General features: G+C 67.9%; 16 protein-coding genes. 11 read left to right on the plus strand and 5 right to left on the minus strand.

The features are described 5' to 3' along the window. Position 1 precedes the first annotated feature (1 nt). The 5 genes from LWE61_RS02380 to LWE61_RS02400 form a co-directional block, all read right to left on the minus strand. The gene (locus LWE61_RS02380; RefSeq protein WP_234148594.1) at positions 2–691 is read right to left on the minus strand and encodes a winged helix-turn-helix domain-containing protein; all 690 of its coding nucleotides are present in this window, start codon (positions 689–691) and stop codon (positions 2–4) included. 51 nt (positions 692–742) lie between these two features. Beyond that, complete coding sequence (locus LWE61_RS02385; RefSeq protein ID WP_234148397.1) at positions 743–2,209, minus strand: efflux transporter outer membrane subunit; 1,467 nt, start codon at positions 2,207–2,209, stop codon at positions 743–745. After that, on the minus strand, positions 2,206–5,442 hold the full coding sequence (locus LWE61_RS02390; RefSeq protein ID WP_234148398.1) for an efflux RND transporter permease subunit: 3,237 nt from the start codon (positions 5,440–5,442) through the stop codon (positions 2,206–2,208). The genes LWE61_RS02385 and LWE61_RS02390 overlap by 4 nt, the downstream gene beginning before the upstream one ends. Next, positions 5,439–6,656 (minus strand): efflux RND transporter periplasmic adaptor subunit, encoded by a 1,218-nt coding sequence (locus LWE61_RS02395; protein ID WP_234148399.1) that lies wholly within the window; start codon positions 6,654–6,656, stop codon positions 5,439–5,441. The genes LWE61_RS02390 and LWE61_RS02395 overlap by 4 nt, the downstream gene beginning before the upstream one ends. 197 nt (positions 6,657–6,853) lie before the next feature. Continuing rightward, a complete protein-coding gene (locus LWE61_RS02400; protein ID WP_234148400.1) occupies positions 6,854–8,401 on the minus strand; it encodes an acyl-CoA synthetase in 1,548 nt (515 codons plus the stop codon). A gap of 250 nt (positions 8,402–8,651) precedes the next feature. Between LWE61_RS02400 and LWE61_RS02405 the strand changes: the two genes are divergently transcribed. From LWE61_RS02405 to LWE61_RS02455, 11 genes are read left to right on the plus strand one after another with little or no spacing between them, the layout of a single operon-like run. After that, entirely contained in the window at positions 8,652–10,892 is a 2,241-nt protein-coding gene (locus tag LWE61_RS02405; protein ID WP_234148401.1) for a TonB-dependent receptor, read from the plus strand. 14 nt (positions 10,893–10,906) lie between these two features. After that, the gene (locus tag LWE61_RS02410) at positions 10,907–12,157 is read left to right on the plus strand and encodes a cytochrome P450 (protein WP_234148402.1); all 1,251 of its coding nucleotides are present in this window, start codon (positions 10,907–10,909) and stop codon (positions 12,155–12,157) included. Then, positions 12,157–13,032, plus strand: coding sequence for a helix-turn-helix transcriptional regulator (locus tag LWE61_RS02415; RefSeq protein ID WP_234148403.1), 876 nt, complete (start codon positions 12,157–12,159; stop codon positions 13,030–13,032). Before LWE61_RS02410 ends, LWE61_RS02415 begins: the two co-directional genes overlap by 1 nt. Continuing rightward, positions 13,029–14,507 carry an aldehyde dehydrogenase family protein gene (locus LWE61_RS02420; protein WP_234148404.1) on the plus strand — a complete coding sequence of 493 codons (1,479 nt, stop codon included), beginning with the start codon at positions 13,029–13,031 and terminating at the stop codon, positions 14,505–14,507. The genes LWE61_RS02415 and LWE61_RS02420 overlap by 4 nt, the downstream gene beginning before the upstream one ends. Next, complete coding sequence (locus LWE61_RS02425) at positions 14,504–14,929, plus strand: GFA family protein (RefSeq protein WP_234148405.1); 426 nt, start codon at positions 14,504–14,506, stop codon at positions 14,927–14,929. The genes LWE61_RS02420 and LWE61_RS02425 overlap by 4 nt, the downstream gene beginning before the upstream one ends. A gap of 27 nt (positions 14,930–14,956) precedes the next feature. Beyond that, positions 14,957–15,754, plus strand: a complete 798-nt coding sequence (locus LWE61_RS02430; RefSeq protein ID WP_234148406.1) for an SDR family NAD(P)-dependent oxidoreductase — start codon at positions 14,957–14,959, stop codon at positions 15,752–15,754. Between the two features lie 23 nt (positions 15,755–15,777). Further along, entirely contained in the window at positions 15,778–16,893 is a 1,116-nt protein-coding gene (locus tag LWE61_RS02435) for an NAD(P)-dependent alcohol dehydrogenase (protein WP_234148407.1), read from the plus strand. 33 nt (positions 16,894–16,926) lie between these two features. After that, on the plus strand, positions 16,927–17,691 hold the full coding sequence (locus tag LWE61_RS02440) for an SDR family NAD(P)-dependent oxidoreductase (protein WP_234148408.1): 765 nt from the start codon (positions 16,927–16,929) through the stop codon (positions 17,689–17,691). Next, complete coding sequence (locus LWE61_RS02445; protein WP_234148409.1) at positions 17,688–18,878, plus strand: acyl-CoA dehydrogenase family protein; 1,191 nt, start codon at positions 17,688–17,690, stop codon at positions 18,876–18,878. The genes LWE61_RS02440 and LWE61_RS02445 overlap by 4 nt, the downstream gene beginning before the upstream one ends. Continuing rightward, positions 18,875–19,957, plus strand: coding sequence for a phosphotransferase (locus LWE61_RS02450; RefSeq protein ID WP_234148410.1), 1,083 nt, complete (start codon positions 18,875–18,877; stop codon positions 19,955–19,957). Before LWE61_RS02445 ends, LWE61_RS02450 begins: the two co-directional genes overlap by 4 nt. Next, a complete protein-coding gene (locus LWE61_RS02455; protein WP_407696177.1) occupies positions 19,948–20,736 on the plus strand; it encodes an enoyl-CoA hydratase/isomerase family protein in 789 nt (262 codons plus the stop codon). Before LWE61_RS02450 ends, LWE61_RS02455 begins: the two co-directional genes overlap by 10 nt.

Consider the following 20,736-nt stretch of genomic DNA (forward strand, 5'->3'; position numbering starts at 1 on the left):
CTTATCCCGCCGCGCCCATCCGATAACCGGCCCCGCGGACGGTGTGGATCAGGGGCGTCTCGTCCTCCTGATCGATCTTGCGACGCAGGCGGCTGATATGCACGTCGATCACGTTGGTCATGGGATCGAAATGATAGTCCCAGACCCCTTCCAGCAACATGGTGCGCGTCACCACCTGCCCCTGATGGCGCAGGAGGAATTCCAGCAGCCGATATTCGCGCGGCTGCAATTCGATCTGGCGGCTGCCGCGCCGCACCTCGCGCGACAGCATGTCGAGGGAGAGGTCGGCGCAGGTCATGCGCGTCTGCACCTCCATCCCCGCCTGCCGCCGCCGCATCAGCAGCCGGTCGAGCCGGGCGGACAGTTCGGCGAAGGCGAAGGGCTTGACCAGATAATCGTCCGACCCGGCGGTCAGGCCCGCCACCCGGTCGTCCACGGACCCCAGCGCGGAGAGGATCAGCACTGGCACGTCGATCTGCGCGGCGCGCAGGGCCTGTAGCACCGCCATCCCCTCCATCCCCGGCAACATGCGGTCGAGGACCACCGCGTCATAGCTGCCGTCGGTGGCGAGGAAGAGCGCCTCCCGGCCATTGTCGACATGATCGACATTATGGCCCAGCTCCTTGAGGCCCGACACTACATAATGGGCGGTCGCGCTGTCATCTTCCGCGACCAGTATCTTGCCCGCCATGCCATTCCCCTCGGTCGATGCTGGCTCCTTATCATGGGCCATGCGCCGCACCTAGGCGCCTTTGCTTGCCGCGACGCCGCCGCCGACCGCCTGATAGAGGGCGACGGTGTCGATCAGCCGGGCGGCGCGCGCCTGCACCAGTTGCGCCGCCGCCTGCGCCGCGCTGTTGCTGGCGTTGAGCAGCGACAATGTGCCGACCCCGCCCAGTTCGAGCTGGCGCTGGGTGAAGTCCAGGTTGCGCTCCGCCGCGTCGCTGGCGCGGGTGGCGGCGTCGAGGGCGGCGCCGTCCGTCGTCACGCCGGTCAGCGCATCCTGCACGTCGCCGAAAGCGGTCAGCACCGCGCCGCGATATTGCGCCTTGGCCGCGTCCAGCGCCGCCTCCGCCGCGCGTTGTTTGTGGAGCAGTTGCCCGCCGTGGAACAGCGGCTGGGTGATCGCGCCGATCAGGGTGAAGAAGGGATTGTCGCCCATGAACATGTCGCCGAACCTCTGCGCCATGCCGCCGGCGGTCCCGGTGATTTGCAGCGCGGGCAGGCGTGCGGCGATGGCGACGCCCACGTCCGCGCCCGCGCCGCGCACCTGCGCCTCCGCCGCCCGCACGTCCGGCCGGTTGGCGACGATCTGCGCGGGCAGGCCGACGGGTAATTCCGCGGGCAGGCGAAGCTGTTCGAGGGTGGGCAGGTCGGGCAATGCCGATCCTGGCGCGACGCCGGTCAGCATGGCGATCTGGCTGCGCTGGTGATCCGTCGCGCGGACGAGGGCGGGGATGGCCCCTTCCGCTGTGGCCAGCGCCGTCTGCTGCGCCGCGATCTCCGCCCCGCCGATGTCGCCCAGCTTCTGCCGCTTCAGCAGCATGTCGAGGATGGAACGGCCATTGGCCACGCTTTCCCGTGCGGCAACCAGTTGCGCCGTATATTGGGCGTGCTGGATGACGGCGGTGACGAGATTGGCGACGACCATGGTGCGCGCGGCGTCGCGGCGATGGGCGGCGACCTCCGCACTGGCGCGGGCGGACAGCGCCTGCGACTTCAGCCCGCCGAACAGGTCGAGCGGATAGCTGACCGACAGTTGCGCGGTCTGGAGCGTGTAGAGATAGAGGTTGTCGTCATGCAGGTTGTTGGCCAGCGCATCCGACGTGCGTTGCCGTTCCGCCTGATAGCCGACGTCGATTTGCGGCGCGCGCGCGCCATTGGCGGCCTTTGCCCCCTCGCGCGCCTGCCGCAGGTTCGCCTCCGCCGTGGCGATGTCGGTGTTGGCGGCCAGCGCCCGGTCGATCAGCGCGTCGAGCGCCGGGCTGGCGAAGCCATGCCACCATTGAGGGTCCACCATCGCCCCCGGCACGACATGTTGGGCCGTACCGTTGAGGGGGGCGATGGTGGTCTCGCTCACGGGGGACGGGAGCGAGATCGGGGTCGTGGGATGCTGCGGCCCCATCGCGCAGGCGCCCAGAAGCAGGGGCGTCATCAGGACGGCGGGGCGGGCGGCAAGCCACAGGGATCGGCGGGAAAAGCGGGTCATGCGGGCACCATGTCTGGATTGGCGTGGTCGTCGTCGCGGGCGGGCTTGCGCCGCGGCGCAGGTTCGGATTCCGGTCCGTCGAGGTCGGGCTGGATCTCCCCGCTCTCCTCCCCGTCCGGTCCCGCATGGCGGGAGAAGCGGGCGATCAGCACCGGCAGGACGAGGAGGATGAGCAGCGGCGCCAGCGTCATGCCGCCGACGACGACAAGGGCGAGGGGCTTTTGCACCTGGCTGCCGATGCCGGTGGAGAGCGCGGCGGGCAGCAGGCCGATGGCGGCGGCCAGGCAGGTCATCACCACCGGGCGCAGGCATTTCTGCACCGTGATGGCGATGGCGTCCTTGCGGGTTGCGCCATCGTCTATCGACTGGTTGAACGTCGTCACCACCAGGATGCCGTCCATCACCGCGATGCCGAACAGGGCGACGAAGCCGATGGCGGCGCTGATGGAGAAGGCCGTACCCGTGCCCGCCAGCGCCACCACGCCGCCGATGATCGCCATCGGGATCACGCTGAACGCCAGCAGCGTGTCGGTCAGCGACATGAAGTTGGCGTAGAGCAGCACGAGGATGAGGCCCAGGCTGATCGGCACGACCACGGACAGGCGGTTGATCGCGTTGGTCAGGTTCGCCAGCTCGCCCGCCCATTCCAGGTGATAGCCCGCCGGCAGGGTGACGTTCTGCGCGATGCGCTTTTGCGCTTCGCCGATCGCACCGCCCAGATCGCGGCCACGGACCGAGAATTTGATCGGCACATAGCGTTCCTGATGCTCGCGATAGATAAACGACGCTCCAGACGTCAGGCTGACCTTGGCCACTTCGGCCAGCGGCACCTGCACCTGACCATCGCCGGTCGGAGACGGTGCGCCGATGGTGATGCGGCGCAGCGCCTCCAGACTGTCGCGCTGGCCCCCTTGCAGGCGGACCGTGATGGGGAAGTGGCGATCGGTGCCCTTCTCATACAGGTCGCCCGCTTCCTGACCGCCCACGGCGGCCTGAATGGTGGTGTTCACATCGTCGGGATCGAGGCCGTAGCGGGCGGCCGCGACCCGATCCACGTCGATGCGCACGGTCGGCTGGCCCAGCGGGTTGGACACGCCCAGATCGACGATGCCGCGCGTCTTCTGCATCTGCGCCATGATCTGGCCGCCGATCTTTTGCAGCGTGGCCATGTCGGGACCGAAGATCTTGAGGCTGTTGGCGCCCTTCACGCCGGACGAGGCCTCCTCCACGCCATCCTCGATATATTGTGAGAATTCGAGGTCGATGCCGGGGAATTTGCGCTCCAGCCGCTGCTGGATTTCGGTGGTCAGCTTCTCCTTGTCCATGCCCTTGGGCCATTCGTCGAAGGGTTTCAGCGGCGTGTAGAATTCGGCGTTGAAGAAGCCGGTGGGATCGGTGCCGTCATCGGGGCGGCCATGGGTGGACGTGACCTTCGCCACCTCCGGGTAGCTGGCGATGATGTCGCGGATGGCGTTCACCGTCGGCTGTCCGGCCTCCAGCGAGATGGAGGCGGGGAGGGAGGCGCGGATATACATGTTGCCCTCCTCCAGATGCGGCAGGAACTCGATGCCCAGCGACCGGCCCGCGACGATGGCGGTCAGGAACAGCAGCACCACCCCGCCCATCGTCAGCAGCTTGTTGGCCAGCGCGAAGGACGCGGCGGGCGCATAGGCGGCGCGCATCTTGCGCACGATCCATGTCTCCGCCTCCGACAGCTTGTCGGGCAGCAACATCGCGGACAGCACCGGGGAGATGGTGAAGGTCGCGATCAGGCCGCCGATGATGGCATAGGCATAGGTCTGCGCCATCGGGCCGAAGATATGGCCCTCCACCCCGGTCAGGGTGAACAGCGGCAGGAAGCTGGTGATGATGATCGCGGCGGCGAAGAAGATGCCGCGGCTGACCTCGCTCGACGCCTGCAATATGCTGGAGAAGCGCGTGGCGAAGCTGGCGTGGCTCTTGCCATGATGGATCAGTTCGGACCGGCGGACCATGTGGAGATAGATATTTTCCACCATGATGACGCTGGCATCCACGACGAGGCCGAAGTCGAGCGCCCCCACCGACAGCAGGTTCGCACTATCCCCCTTGGCCACGATGATGATGACGGCAAAGGCGAGGGCGAAGGGGATCGTCACCGCCACGATGATGGCGGAGCGCAGGTCGCCCAAAAACAGCCATTGCAGAATGAAGATCAGGACGATGCCCTCGACCAGATTATGCATCACGGTGTGGGTGGTGACGGTGATGAGGTCGGAACGGTCGTAGATGCGCTCCAGCTTGACGCCGGGAGGCAGGATGTTGGTGGTGTTGATCGTCTTCACCTCGTCCTGCACCGCCTTGATGGTGGGCATGGACTGGGCGCCGCGTTGCATCAGGACGACACCCATGACGACGTCGTTGTCATAGCCTTCGCCCGCGATGCCGAGCCGGGGGCTGTTGCCGATCTTCAGCGTGGCGACGTCATGCACGAAGACGGGCGTGCCATTGGTGTTGGCGACCATGGTGTTGGCGATCTGGTCGGTGGACTGGATGAGCCCGATGCCGCGCACGATGGCGGCCTGCGGGCCGAAGTTGATCGTCTGGCCGCCGACATTGCCGTCCGACTTGCCGATGGCGGCGATGACCTGCTGCACCGTCACGCCATGGGCGTTGAGGCGGCCGTTATCGACGCTGATCTCATAGCTGCGCAGCTTGCCGCCCCAGCCGGTGACGTCCACCACGCCGGGGATGCGCTTGAACCGGCGCTGGAGCACCCAGTCCTGCAAGGTCTTGAGGTCCATGACCGAATAACCGGCGGGCGCGCGCAGGCGATAGCGGTAGATTTCACCAATCGGGCTGGTGGGCGAGATTTGCGGCTGTGCGCCGGGCGGCAGCGTGCCGCTCAACTGGCCGAGGCGGCCCAGCACCATCTGCTGCGCCATCTGGTAATCGACGTCGTAGGAAAACTGGATCTTGATGTCGCTGAGGCCGAACAGCGAGATGGAGCGGACCGCCGTGATGTGCGGGATGCCCGCGATGGCGATCTCGATCGGCGTGGTGACGTTGCGCTCTATCTCCTCCGCCGACGTGCCCTGCGACTGGGTCAGCAGTTCGACCATCGGCGGCACGGGGTCGGGATAGGCCTCGATATTGAGGTTGTAGAAGCCGATCCCCCCCGCCAGGATCATGCCGACGAGGAAGATGATGATGAGGACGCGCTGGCGCAGCGCAAATCCGACCAGCCCGTTCATGCGCCCAGCCCCGCTTCATTGACGAAGATCGCGCCGGTGGTGACGATGCGTTCGCCGGGCTTCAGGCCGCTGACGATGGTGTCATAGCCATTGGCGCTGTCGCCCACGGTGACGAGGCGGGTCCACAACAGGCCCTTGCGGCCTACCACCCACACGCGGGCGCTGTCGCCCTCATGGATCACGGCGGTGGAGGGGACCAGCAGCGCGGACCCCGCCGTGCGGCGGCGGATGGAGAAGCTGGCGAACATCTGCGGCTTCAGGGCGAGGTCGGGGTTGGCGACGGTCGCGCGCACCGGCAGGCGGTGGGTGACGGCGTCCAGTTCGGGCGCGACATTGTCGATGGTCGCGCTGAACACCCGGCCCGGCCAGGCAGGGGTCGTGACCTGCACCGTGTCGCCGACCCGCACGTTAGGCGCGTCATTCTCCGCCACCTGCGCGACCAGCCACACGCGTGACAGGTCGGAAATGGTCATCAGCGGGGCGGAGCCGCCCGCGGTCACATATTGGCCGGGCGCCACATCGCGGCTGGCGATGGTGCCGGACACGGGCGAGCGATAGACGCTGGTCATCGACGCGCCGCCCGCCGGATTGCCGAGGATGGCGAGACGGTCGCGGGACGCGGCGGCGGCGGCATCGGCGGCGCGCATCCCGGACTGGGCGGCGATCAGGTCGGCCTGCGCCTGCCGATAATCCTTCTCCGCACCACCGGCGGTCTGGAAGATCGCCTGCTGGCGCGTCGCATTCTGCTGCGCCGTTTGGAGCTGCGCGGCGGCGGTGGCGCGCTGGGCGGCGGCCGCCAGCATGGCGTTGCGCGCCTCCACGAAATCGGTGGAGCGGATGGAGAAGAGCGGCTGGCCCTGCGCCACATGCTGGCCCGCCTGCACATAGACCTCCCCGATCTGGCCCGACACGGGCAGCAGGACCGGCGTGCTATGGTCGCCATTGACCGCGATCAGGCCGGTCGCCTGCACCGCATTGGGGTCGAGTCCGGTGCCGATCACCTGCGTACCCAGTTGCCGCCGTTGCTCCGTCGTGGGGCGGAAGGCGCCCGCCGGGGTCTTCTCCTCCACCGGCGGCACCGGCTGCATCAGCCAGGAGACGAGCGCGATCAGCGCATAGAGCAGGACGGCGATCCCCGCCGCGATGGCGAGCAGGCGGATTTGCTGTTTCCGGGGAAGGGTCTTGCCGGGGGGGAGGGTGGCGATGTCGGACACGGGGATGCACTTTCGATCAGGGCAGTTGATCCGCTGATACGAAGAGTCACCTGTCGGCAGCCCAACGGGCACATTACATTTTCGTCATGTTGGCGGGAGGGGGCGGGCGGGGGTCGGGAATGACGCTCCCGCCGGGCCGGAGTCAGGCGACCGGGTCAGGCGGGAGGAGTCAGGCTCGCAAAGTCAGGCGGGCCGGGTCAGGCTGGCCGCTGTCCCCTATATTCCGCGATCAACCGCGCCTTGAGCAGCTTTCCGGTGGCTTCGCGGGGCAGTTCGCTCCTGAAATCGAACCGTCGGGGTGTCTTGACGCCGCCCAGCGCGGCGCGCGCGAAGTCGCTCAGTTCCTGCGCCAGCGCGGCATTGGGGCTGGCGTCGGGCGCGGGCTGGACCACCGCCACGACCCGCTCCCCCATCTCGTCGTCAGGCTCCCCCACCACGGCGACATCCGCGACCTTTGGGTGGGTGACGAGGAGGTTCTCGATCTCCTGCGGATAGATGTTCACCCCGCCGGAGATAATCATGAAGTTGCGGCGGTCGGTCAGGAAGAGATAGCCATCTTCGTCGAGGTGGCCGATGTCGCCCAGCGTCGCCCAGCCCCGGTCATTATGGGCCTTCGCGGTCTTTGCCGGGTCTTTGTGATATTCGAATTTCGGCCCGTCCGCGAAATAGACGTCGCCGGTCTGGCCGACGGGCAGCTCCCGGCCATCCTCGCCCACGATCCTGGCCACGCCCAGCACCGCCCGGCCGACCGACCCCGGCTTCCTGAGCCATTCCTCCGAACTGAGCGCGGTGATGCCGCATGTCTCGGTGCCGGAATAATATTCGTGGATGATCGGTCCCCACCACTGGATCATCGCCTGCTTGACCGGCACGGGGCAGGGCGCGGCGGCGTGGATGACGGCTTTCAGGGAGCGATGGTCATAGCGCGCCCTGATCGCGTCGGGCAGCTTGAGCAGGCGGATGAAATGGGTGGGCACCCACGTCGAATGGGTGATCCGATAGTCTTCGATGAACCGGAGCGCCTGCTCCGCATCGAATTTGGTCATGACGACGACCGTGCCGCCCAGCCGCTGCACCGTGATGGCCCAGCGCAGCGGCGCGGCATGATAGAGCGGCGAGGTGGAGAGATAGACGGTGTCGCCGTCCATGCCATAGAGCGCGCGCCCCATTTCCAGCAGCGGGGTGCTGGCGTCGAGCGCGCCCTCCGGCAGGGGCGGCTTGACGCCCTTTGGCCTGCCGGTGGTGCCGGAGGAATAGAGCATGTCCGTGCCGGGGCTTTCATCGGCGATGGGGGTGTCCGGCTGTTCGCCGCACCCCAGCCGCCAGCTTGCGAACCCGTCCGCGGCGGCGCTGGTGGCATAGGCGATGACGGGGGAGGGGGACGGGGCGGAAGAGAGCGACTGGAGCGCCTCACGCGCCAGCGGGATGAGCCGGTCCGAGACGATCAGCAGGCGCGCGCCCGAATCCGCCACGATATAGGCGGTGTCGGCGGCGGTCAGTCGGGTGGAGATGCTGGTGAGATAGACGCCGCTGCGCTGCGCCGCCCAGGCGATCTCAAAAATCGCGCTTTCATTGTCGAGCATCGTGGCGACCACATCGCCCCGGCGCAAACCCAGCGCGCGCAGGAGATGGGCGCCCCGGTTCGACGCCCGGTCCAGCGCATCATAGCTTAGCGTCTCGCCCGTCTCCGCGATGATGCAGGCCGCTTTCGTCGGATGGGATGCCGCATGGTGCAAGGGGTGCATGATAACCTCTCCTGTGGGCGCGGGGCTGGGCCGCCGCTGCCGAAATTTTGCGCCGAAAATTCCGGGCGATGCCCGTGATGGCGTTGTCGGGGGTTAGAAGCCGGAAGGGCGTTGCCGATGCAAGGCGAGCGCAAGAAATGTCAAAAGCGGCGATAGTCCTGTGTAAAGCCTTTTGCCCGCCACTCCCCTAAACCCATCCTCATAGACACCGACGGCCCTGAGGGTCGCGATAGTTGCAGGAGGAGAGGTTATGATTCACCGGATCACCAGTCGCGCCATCGTGGCGGCTTTGCTGTGCGGCACCGCCGCCCCGGCGTTCGCACAGGAGGCGCCGCAGGCCGAAGCGCAGGCGGACGCGGGGAAGCAGGACATCGTCGTGACGGCGCAGCGCCGTTCGCAGTCGCTGCTCGACGTGCCGCTGGCCATCTCCGCGATCGGCGGCGACACCCTGGCGAACAAGGGCATCAGCAACAGCGCATCGCTGGCGACCGCGGTGCCCAACCTTCAGGTCAGCAGCCCCTATGGCAGCACCCAGCCCAATTTCTCGCTGCGCGGCATCAGCGTCGCCAACGAATATAACAGTAATCAGGCCTCGCCGGTCGGCGTCTATATCGACGACGTCTATATCGCCGCGCGGACCAGCCATGGCATGGGCCTGTTCGACCTTGACCGGATCGAGGTTCTGCGCGGGCCGCAGGGCACATTGTTCGGGCGCAACACCACGGGCGGCGCGATCAACTTCATCACCCGCGCGCCCAAGCTGAAGGACACCAACGGCTATGCCGAGGTGGGCTATGGCAATTTCAACACGCTCAAGGTGCAGGGCGCGGTGGAAACCACGCTGGTCGAGGATGAACTGGGCCTGCGCATTGCGGGCAATTATGAAAAGGGCGACGGCCAGATCCGCAATGTCTCCGGGTCGGGACGGGACGGCAACAGCGTCGATACGCTGCAAGGCCGTGCGTCCCTGCGCATCCGGCCGGGCAATGGCCCGCTCGACATCAAGATCAGGGCCTATGCCGGACGTGACCGGGGCGCGCAGGCGGCGGTCCATGGCCTGCTGCCGTTCCGTTCCGGCGTCGGCTTCTTCGAGGTCAACGAGAACCGGCTCGGCCTCAACCGCACGGAAGCCTGGGGTGTCGCCGCCAATGTCGCGCTGGAACTGACGCCGCAGATCACCGTCACCTCGATCACCTCCTACGACGGCGGCAGCCAGGATTTGCAGCAGGCATCGGACGGATCGCCGCTCGACGTGCTCAACATCAACTGGCGGTCGAACTTCCGCCAGTTCAGCGAGGAGGCCCGGCTCAACTATGATGGCGACCGGCTGAAGCTGGTCGGCGGCGTCTTCTATGGCTGGGACCGGGTCGTCACCGACAATCGCTTCGACATCGGCAGCGCGCTGGCCCCCGGCGTCGATGGCGGGTTCTTCCAGAATTATCGCCAGACGCGGCGGTCCTATGCGACCTTCCTGCAGGGCGACTATAATCTGACCGACAAGCTCGTGCTGACGCTGGGCGCGCGCTACACCTGGGACCGGGCGCGCTACGACGATGGCTATGCCTATCTGTTCGCGGGCAGTGTGAACGGTGCGATGACGCCGCTGGCGACGACCGTGCCCTGTGCGGGCGTTGCGGGCACCTGCGCCTATAACCCCGCCGCGCGCTATGCCATCGACGGCCAGAATAATGCGCTGACGGGCCGTGCGGCGCTCAGCTACACGTTCGACGGCGGCACATTGGTCTATGCCAGCTACAGCCGCGGCTATCGGTCCGGCGCGTTCAACGGTGGCGGCTACACCTCCTCCGTCGGCATCACCTATATCGCGCCGGAGCGGGTCAATGCCTATGAGGCGGGCGTCAAGGGGCGGTTCCTGGACAACAGGCTGACCCTGTCCGCCGCCGGTTTCTATTATGACTACACCAACCAGCAGGTGCAGGACACGCGGCCGGGGCCTGTCTCCTTCCTCGTCAACGCGCCCAAGTCGGAGGTGTATGGCGGCGAGGTGGAGGCCAGCCTGCGCATCGCGCCCGGTCTCGTCCTCAACGCGTCGGGCGGCTATCTCCACGCCATCTACAAGGAGCTGACGCTCCAGGGCACGAACCTGTCCGGCAACGACCTGCCCTTCGCGCCGCGCTGGACCGGTCAGGCGGGCGTCGACTGGAAGATCTTCGACACCGGGTCGGACGCGCTGACCTTCTCGCCCAGCGTCAATTATTTCAGCCGCCAGTTCTTCTCGCCCTTCAACGCGAAGAATGCGGTCGGCACGGCGCAGAATAATGCGGAGCTGCTCCAGCGGGGCTATGCCAAGGTCAATGCCGCGCTGGTGCTGGAGCATGGCCCGGTGCAGCTTCGCGCCTGGGTCAACAATCTCTTCGACCGGGAGGTGTACAGCTATGGCCTCGACCTGCGCGGAGCGGGCTTCCCCTACAACTTCCTGATCCCGTCCACGCCGCGCACCTATGGCGTGAGCGCACGGTTCAGCTTCTGAAGGAGGGGAGCGCCATGACAGCCGCCGCCATCACTCCCCCGGATTTCCCGGTCACGGACCTGAAAGACCCCGACCTTTATGTCGATCATGTCCCCCATGATGTCTTCCGCCGCCTGCGGCAGGAGCAGCCGGTGTACTGGAACCCGGAGAGCGATGGCAGCGGCTTCTGGGCGTTGACCCGCTATGCCGACATCGTGGAGGTGTCGAAGAGGCCCGACCTCTTTTCCTCCGCGCATGAGAATGGCGGGCACCGCATCTTCAACGAGAATGAGGTCGGCCTCACCGGCGCCGGTGAGAGCGCGATCGGGGTTCCCTTCATCTCCCTCGATCCGCCGCTGCACAATAATTACCGCAAGTTCATCATGCCCGCCGTCTCCCCCAATCGGCTGGCGGGCATAGAGGAACGGATCGCGGCACGGTGCGCTGACCTCATCACGCAGATTCCGCTGGGCGAGGCGGTCAACCTCGTACCCCTGCTGTCCGCGCCGCTGCCGCTGCTGACATTGTGCGAATTGTTCGACCTGCCCACGGACATGTGGGTCAAGCTCTATGACTGGACCAACGCGTTCGTCGGTGAGGACGACCCGGATTTCCGCCAGTCGCTGGAGGCCATGGGCGCGATCATGGCGGAGTTCATCGCCTTCTCGCAGGGGTTGTTCGAGGACCGGCGCGCCCGCCCCGGCACCGACCTCGGCACCCTGCTGGCGACGATGGAGGTCGACGGGCAGCCGGTGGCGTTCCGCGAGTTCCTCGGCAATTTCATCCTCGCCCTCGTCGGCGCGAACGAGACGACGCGCAATTCGCTGAGCCACAGCGTCTGCGCCTTCTCCGACCATCCGGGCGAATGGGAGCGCATCCGGGACGACCGCGACCTGCTCAAGACCGCCGTGCGAGAGATGGTGCGCCACGCCAGCCCCGTCATGCACATGCGCCGCACCGCGACCGCCGACACGCAGATCGGCGGGCAGCGGATCGCCAAAGGCGACAAGGTGGTGATGTGGTATATCGCGGCCAATCGGGACGAGAGCGTCTTTCCCGACGCCGACCGTTTCGATGTCGGGCGTGGCAATATCCAGCATCTGGGCTTTGGCGCGGGACAGCATGTCTGCGTCGGATCGCGGCTGGCGGAGATGCAGCTTCGGGTCGCGTTCGGGCTGCTGGCGGACACGGTGGCGCGGTTCGAGGTGGTCGCGCCGCCGCGCCGTTTCCGGTCCAATTTCATCAACGGCCTCAAGAATCTCGACGTCAGGATGGTGCCGTCCTGATGGTGCAGCCGCGCGAGACCAATGAGGCGATCATCATCGACGCGCTGGGCCGCCTGCCCGACGTGCAACTGGGTTCGGAGTCGGCGGGCTGGCACCTGTGCCGCTGGCGCCAGTTCGTCGGCAGCTACAGCCTGCCGCCGCTGCCCGATCCCGCCTTCACCGTGCATATCGCGGGCAAGCCGCTGGTCAAGACATGGGACCGGGATGGGTGGAGTGAGATCCACAGCGTCCCCGGCTGCGCGACCATCGTTCCCGCAGGCCAGCCGACGGGATGGCTGGTCGATGGCGAACTGGACGTGGTGACGCTCAGCATGTCGTCCGAAATCCTGAACGCCGCGCCCGCCGCCGACCAGTTCCGGCGTATGCGCTTCGCCTTTTCCGATCCGCTGGGCGTGGCGCTGACCCGGCAGGTGCTGGCGGAACTCTATGCCCCCGCCTCGCCGGAACGGGACATTTATGTGGGCGCGATGGTGAATGCGCTGAAGGCGCACATCCTGCGCGGTCCTAACCCCCCGGCGCAGGAGGAGATTCCGGTCACGGCCTTCTCCGCCTACCGCCTGCACCATATCATGGGCCGCATCCAGCAGCGCCCGCAGGACAATCACACGCTGGAGGAGATGGCGGCGCAGGCGGGGGTCACGCCCTCCCATTTCTGCCGCATCTTCCGCAAGGCGACGGGCGTGTCGCCGCATCAATATGTGATGAAGGCGCGGCTCGACCGGGCGCAGCACCTGCTGGTGCAGTCCGACATGGCGCTGGCCACCATCGCCGATTTCCTGGGCTTCACCAGCCAAAGCCATTTCACGCGCGCTTTCCGGCAATTTACCGGCGAGCCGCCCAGCGATTTCCGCAAGCGGGGAAGGACCGTTCAATGACGATGCAAGCGGGCTTTGCCGACCTTGTCCTGCCCGACCTTTCGCTGCGCGCGGGGGGCGACCTGTTGCGGGCCGACCGTCATCTGGCGGATGAAGACCCCTGCACGGGGGAGCGTTTCGCCGATATTCCGGTGGCGAGCGCGGCCGATGTCGACGCCATCGTCGGGGCGGCGAAGAAAGCGTTTCGCGACCCGGCCTGGCGCGACCTGCCCCCGCTGGCGCGTGAGCGGCTGCTCCACCGTCTGGCCGATGCGATGGAGGCGGAGCTGCCGCGCCTCGCCGCGCTGGAATCCCTCGACACCGGCAAGCCGATCGCGATCACGGAAACGGTCGATATTCCGGCCGCCATCGCCTGGCTGCGCAGCTATGCCGGATGGCCGGGCAAGCTGGCGGGGCGGGCGGGCACGCTGAGCGCCTCGCCGGGCCGCTATCATGTCTATACCCGCCGGGAACCGGTGGGCGTCGTCGCCGCGATCACGCCCTGGAATTTCCCCATCGTGCTGGCCATGTGGAAGATCGCGCCCGCGCTGGCCGCCGGGTGCACGGTCGTCCTGAAACCCGCGCCGGAAACGCCGCTGACCGCGCTGCGGCTGGCGGAGATGGCGCGGGAGGTCGGCTTTCCCGCCGGCGTGCTGTCGGTCGTCACCGGCGACGGCGCGACCGGCGCGGCGCTGGCGCGGCATCCCGACGTGGCGAAGGTCGCCTTTACCGGATCGACGGCCACGGGCCAGTCCATCCTCGCCGCCTCCGTCCCCGACCTCAAGCGGGTGACGCTGGAGCTGGGCGGTAAGTCGCCGTCGATCATCTGCGCCGATGCCGACCTGTCGCAGGCGATCCCGCAGGCGGCGATGGGCTGTTTCTTCAACAGCGGGCAGGTCTGCTATGCGGGCACGCGCCTCTATGTCCATCGCTCCGTCTATGAGCAGGTGCTGGAGGGGATAGCGGCCGTCGGCGCGGGGCAGGTGATGGGCGCGAGCAGCGACCGGGCCAGCCTGATGGGGCCGCTCATCAGCGCGCGCCAGCATGAGAAGGTGACAGGCTTCACCACCCGCGCACGGGCGGCGGGGATCGAGGCGGTCGGCCCTGTGGGCGGAGCGACCCCGCAACTGCCGGGCAGGGGTCATTATTTCGCCCCCACCCTGCTGCGCGACGTGCCGCCCGACGCGGAGATCGCACGGGAGGAGGTGTTCGGTCCCGTCCTCGCCGCCACGCCGTTCGACGACATGGAGGAGGCGATCGCGCTGGCCAATGACAGCGCCTATGGCCTCGCCGCCCATGTGTGGACCCGCGACCTCGCTACCGCGCATCTTTCCGCAGAGCGGATCGAGGCGGGCACCGTCTTCGTCAACTGCATCATGCTGGCGGACCCCGCCTTCCCCTTTGGCGGCATGAAGATGTCGGGCATCGGCCGGGAGAACGGGCCGGAGGTGCTGGACGCCTATCTCGAACCCAAATCGGTGGTGATGGCGCTATGAGCGATACCGAAACCCATGACGGCGCCCAATCGGGCGGATGCCTGTGCGGGCAGGTGCGATACCGTTTTTCGGGCGCGCCGCTGCTGACGGCGGTCTGCCACTGCCGCCATTGCCAGAAACAGGGCGGCAGCGCCTTTTCCGTCGTCTGCGCCATTCCGGCCGCCGCCTATGAACAGAGCGGCGAGACCCGCATCTTTGCCGACCGGGGGGAGAGCGGCAAGGGCGTGGCCCGCCATTTCTGCCCCGATTGCGGTTCCCCCATCATCTCCGTGGCGGAGGCGCTGCCGGACATGGTGATCGTGAAGGCGGGGACGATGGATGATTTCGCTGCCGTGCGGCCCGATGCCGAAGCCTATTGCGACAGCGCGCTGTCCTGGCTGCCCGTCCTCGCCCCCACGCGCTTTCCCCGATCCAACATCTGACGCCCCTGTTTTTGTGAGAAGGCTCCCATGACCAGCATCCATGACCTGAAAGACAAGGTGGCGATTGTCACCGGCGCGGCGTCCGGCATCGGCCGCGAGATCGCGACGCAGTTCCATGCGCTCGGCGCGACGCTGATCCTGACCGACATCAATGGCGACGGCGTGCAGGCGGTGGCCGATGGGCTGGGCGAGGGGATCATAGCCCTGCGCCACGATGTCGCCTCGGAGGCGGACTGGACCGCCGTGTTCGCGGCGGTGGAGGCGCGCCATGGCCGTCTCGACATCCTCGTCAACAATGCGGGCGTGATGATGGCCAGTCCCTTTGCGGAGGCGGGCATCGACATCCTGCGCCGCCAGCAGCGGATCAATGTGGAGAGCGTCTATCTGGGCATGCAGGGCGGGTTGCCGTTGCTGCGCGCGGGGCTGGCGCAGGGTGCGGCGACGACCGCTATCGTCAATGTCTCCTCCATCTACGGCAAGGTCGGCGGGGCCGCCTTTGCCGCCTATAGCGCGACGAAGGGCGCGGTGCGGGCGCTGTCCAAGGCGGTGGCGACCGAACTGGCGAGCAGCGGCATCCGCGTGAACTGCGTCATGCCGGGACCGGTCGCGACCAACCTCAGCGCCGACTGGGAACCGCCGCGCGACGCGGACGGCGCCATCATCCCGCCCGACGTCGCCCTGGCGGCGTGGGCAAAGCTCATTCCCATGGGACGGCTGGGCGAGGCGCGCGACATCGCGCCGCTCGTCGCCTTCCTCGCCAGCGACGCCGCCGCCTTCATCACCGGGTCGGAGTTCATCGCGGACGGCGGCTACACCGCGGCCTGACACAGAAGGAAGGACGAAGGCTCATGGACATCATCGCCGCCATTGCCGAGGCGCCCCATGCCGACTTCACCGTCGCCACGGTCCAGATCGGCGAACCGCGCGCCCATGAGGCGCTGGTCCGCATCATGGGCGTGGGGCTGTGCCACACCGATCTGGTCGCGCGCGACCAGTTCATCCCCATCCCCCTGCCCGCCGTGCTGGGGCATGAGGGGGCGGGCATCGTGGAGGCGGTCGGGTCCGCCGTGACCAAGGTGAAGCCCGGCGACACGGTGGTCATCGGGTTCAGCAGTTGCGGCCATTGCCCGCGCTGCGCGGAGGATCTGCCCTCCTATTGCCAGCAATTCCCCGTGCTGAACTATGCGGGCGCCCGGTCCGACGGCAGCAGCGCGCTCAGCCGCGACGGCCGGGCGCTGTCGGCCAGCTTCTTCGGCCAGTCCTCCTTTGCCGCCTATGCCGTGGCGGAGGAGCGCAATCTGGTGAAGGTGGATGCGGAAGGGCTCCGGCTCGAACTGCTGGGACCGCTGGGATGCGGGCTTCAGACCGGGGCGGGGGCGGTCCTGCGCTCCATGGATTGCCCGGCGGGTTCCTCCATCGCGATCTTCGGCGGCGGGCCGGTGGGGCTGGCGGCGGTGATGGCGGCGGCGGTGCGGGACTGCGCCACGATCATCCTGGTCGAACCGGTGGCGGCGCGGCGCGCGATCGGGCTGGAACTGGGCGCGACCCATGTGATCGACCCGCTGGATGGCGGTGCGGGCGGCGACGTGGCGGCGGCGATCCGCGCGATCCGGCCCGCCGGTGTCGATTTTGCGCTGGAGACGAGCGGGCGGGAGCCGGTGGTGGAGGCGGCGCTGGCGTCGCTGGGCAGCCATGGCCTGCTGGGCCTCGTCGGGGTTCCGCCCAGGCCGGAGAGCAGCGTGGCGATCAACCTCGCCTCGCTCATCACCTTCGGCCACCGGATCATGGGCATCATCGAGGGCGACAGCGACCTCGATGGCTTCATCCCGGAACTGATCGCGCTGCACCGGGCGGGGCGTTTCCCCTTCGACCGGCTGGTGAAGACATACCCCCTTGCCGACATCAACGAAGCCGTCGCGGCGCAGCATCGCGGCGACTGCATCAAGGCCGTGCTGATCCCCTGACGGGGACGGCGGCGGCATAGCGAAAGGACGAAGATGGACATCGAAGGACTGGCGGCGATCGTCACGGGCGGCGCATCGGGGCTGGGCGGGGCGACGGCGGCGCGGCTGGCGAAGGCGGGGGCAAAGGTCACCATCCTCGACCTCAACCCCGATCTGGGGGGCGCCCATGCCAGCGCGATCGGCGGGCATTTCATCCGGCTGGACGTGACGGACGAAGGAGCGGTGGAGGCCGCGCTGGACGAGGCCGAGGGCCTGCATGGGAAGGCCCGCATCCTTGTCAATTGCGCGGGCATCGGTGCGCCCGCACGCATCATTGGCCGTGACGGCAAGGCGATGCCGCTTTCCGATTTCACGCGGGTCGTGACGGTCAATCTGGTCGGCAGTTTCAACATGCTGTCCAAGTTCGCGGCGCGGCTCCAGGGCGCTGGGCCGGTCGGGCCGGAGGAGCGCGGCGTCATCGTCAACACCGCCAGCGTGGCGGCCTATGACGGGCAGATCGGGCAGGTGTCCTATGCGGCGTCCAAGGGCGGCATCGTCGGCATGACCCTGCCCGTGGCGCGGGAGTTCGCGCGGCTGGGCGTCCGGGTGATGACCATCGCGCCGGGTATTTTCCGCACGCCGCAACTCGGCACGCTGCCGCAGGATGTGCTGGACTCGCTGGGCGCGCAGGTGCCCTTTCCGAACCGTCTGGGCGAGGGGGACGAGTTTGCCGCGCTGGTCGAACATATCGTCGCCAACCCGATGCTGAACGGCGAGGTCATCCGCCTCGACGGCGCGATCCGCATGGCGCCGAAATGAGCGCGCCCCTGACCGGCGGAGTCGATGGGGAGACGGTGCGGGACATCGCCGCGCGGGTGGAGCGGTTCGTGCGCGGGGTCGTGGCCCCCTATGAGCGCGATCCGCGTCGGGACCATCATGACTGCCCGACCGACGCACTGGTGGCGGAACTGCGCGGGCTGGCGCGCGACGCCGGGGTGGTCAGCCCCCACATCCTGCCGGACGGGCGGCACCTGTCGCAGCGGCAGACCGCGCTGGTGCTGCGCATGACGGGCCTGTCCCCGCTGGGACCGCTGGCCTGCAACACGGCCGCGCCCGATGAAGGCAATATGTATCTGCTCGGCAAGGTGGGCAGCGCCCAGATCAAGGACCGTTTCCTGAAGCCGCTGGTGGCGGGGGAGGCGCGCTCCGCCTTCTTCATGACCGAACCGGCGGAGGATGGTGGCGCGGGTTCCGATCCGTCGATGATGCAGACGACATGCCGCCCCGATGGCAATCACTGGGTGATCGACGGGCGCAAGGCGTTCATCACGGGCGCACAGGGCGCGCAGGTCGGCATCGTGATGGCAAAGGCTGACGAAGGGGCCTGCATGTTCCTCGTCGACCTGCCCGATCCCGCGATCCGGGTCGTCCATGTGCCCAACACGCTCGACAGTTCGATGCCCGGCGGCCATGCGGTGGTGGACATCCGCAACCTGCGCGTGCCCGCCGACCAGATGCTGGGGCAGGCGGGCGAGGGGTTCCAATATGCGCAGGTGCGGCTGGCCCCCGCGCGCCTCTCCCACTGCATGCGCTGGCTGGGGGCGTGCATCCGCGCGAACGAGATCGCGACCGACTATGCCAACCGGCGGCATGGCTTCGGCAAGGTGCTGATCGACCATGAGGGCGTCGGCTTCCTGCTGGCGGACAATCTCATCGACCTGAAACAGGCCGAACTGATGATCGACTGGTGCGCTGACGTGCTGGACACGGGCGCGCCGGGCGGTGCGGAAAGCTCCATGGCGAAGGTCGCGGTGTCGGAGGCGCTGATGCGCGTCGCGGATCGCTGCGTTCAGGTGATGGGCGGGTCCGGCCTGACCAGCGACAGCATCGTGGAACAGGTGTTCCGGGAAATCCGCGCCTTCCGCATCTATGACGGCCCGACGGAGGTCCACAAATGGTCGCTCGCCAAGAAGATCAAGCGCGACTGGAAGGCGGCGCAGGCATGAGCGCGCCCTCCAACGACGCCCTGACGCAGGACGCCAACGCGGGCACGACCCCGGTGCGCGACGCCTATCGCTTCGACGAGGCGGCGCTGGCCCGCTGGATGGAAGGCCATGTGGACGGCTATGCCGGGCCGCTGACCGTTGAGCAGTTCAAGGGCGGCCAGTCCAACCCCACCTACAAGCTGATCACGCCGGCGCGCAGTTACGTCCTGCGCCGCAAGCCGCCGGGCGCGATCCTGAAAGGCGCGCATGCGGTGGAGCGGGAGGCGCGGGTGCTGGGCGCGCTGCATGGCACGGGCTTTCCGGTCGCGCGGGTCTTTGGCCTGTGCACCGACGATGCGGTGATCGGGAGCTGGTTCTATGTGATGGAGATGGTGGAGGGGCGCATCTTCTGGGACGCGACCTTCCCCGGTGTCGCGCGGGAGGATCGCCCGGCCTATTTCGACGCGATGAACGCGGCCATCGCGCGCCTGCACAGCCTCGACTATCGCGCGCTGGGGCTGGAGGATTATGGCAAGCCGGGCAATTATTTTGCGCGGCAGATCGGGCGCTGGGCGGAGCAATATCGCGGTGATGCCGACGCCGGGCACGATGCGGACATGGACGCGCTGGTCGAATGGCTGCCCGCGAACATCCCGGCGGGGGACGACACGGGCATCGTCCATGGCGATTTCCGCTGCGACAATATGATCTTTCATCCGACCGAGCCGCGCGTCATCGCCGTGCTCGACTGGGAGTTGTCCACGCTGGGCCATCCCCTCGCGGATTTCGCCTATCATGCGATGATGTACCAGATGCCGCCGGACATCGTGGCGGGGCTGGGCGGGGCGGATCTGGTGGCGCTCAACATCCCGGACGAGGCCAGCTATGTCGCCGCCTATTGCGCCCGCACGGGGCGCGACGAGATCGCCGACTGGGACTTTTACGTTGCGTTCAACTTCTTCCGCCTCGCCGCGATCTTCCACGGCATCAGGGGGCGGGTGATCCGGGGGACGGCGGCATCGGCCCATGCGCGGGAGCGGGCGGCGGCCTATCCCCGTGTCGTGGCCCTGGCGCGGGCAGCGATGGAGCGGTGCCGGTGAGCGGCGATCCCGTCCTCCTCGACATTGACGGCCCCATCGCGACGATCACACTGAACCGCCCGGCGGTGGGCAATGTCGTCGACATGGCGATGGCGCGCGGGCTGCTGCGCGCCGCGATCGTCTGCGATCAGGATGCGTCCCTCCGCTGCGTGGTGCTGACCGGCGCTGGCAAGCTGTTCTGCGGCGGCGGCGACCTGTCCGTCTTTGCGGAGGCGGGGCAGGGCATCCCCGCCTACCTCAGCGAACTGGCGGGTACATTGCACCTCGCCATCGCCCGCCTGATGCGGATGGCCAGGCCGCTGCTGGTGCTGGTCAATGGTCCGGCGGCGGGGGCGGGGCTGAGCCTCGCGCTGATCGGCGATGTCGTGCTGGCCGCCGACACCGCGCATTTCACCGCCGCCTATGGCAGTGTCGGCCTCTCGCCCGATGGGGGCATGAGCTGGCTGTTGCCCCGGCTGGTCGGGGTGCGGCGCGCGCAGGAGATCATCATCGCCAACCGGCGCATCGGCGCGCAGGAGGCGGCCGCCATCGGCCTCGTCACCCGTGTCGCCGCCGACCTGCCGGCCGAGGGTCTGGCCGAGGCGCGGGCGCTCGCCGCCGCGCCGACCGCTGCAGTGGCCGAGGCGCGCGCGCTCCTCCTCGCCAGTTCCCACACCCCGTTGGAGGCGCAACTCGAAGCGGAGGCGCGCGCCATCGCCGCGATGGGCGGCACACAGGATTGCCGGGAGGGCGTCACCGCCTTCGCCGGCCGACGCACACCCCGTTTTTCAGGAGCATGA

It is taken from the genome of Sphingobium sufflavum, assembly GCF_021403115.1.
GTDB classification, from domain to species: Bacteria; Pseudomonadota; Alphaproteobacteria; order Sphingomonadales; family Sphingomonadaceae; genus Sphingobium; species Sphingobium sufflavum.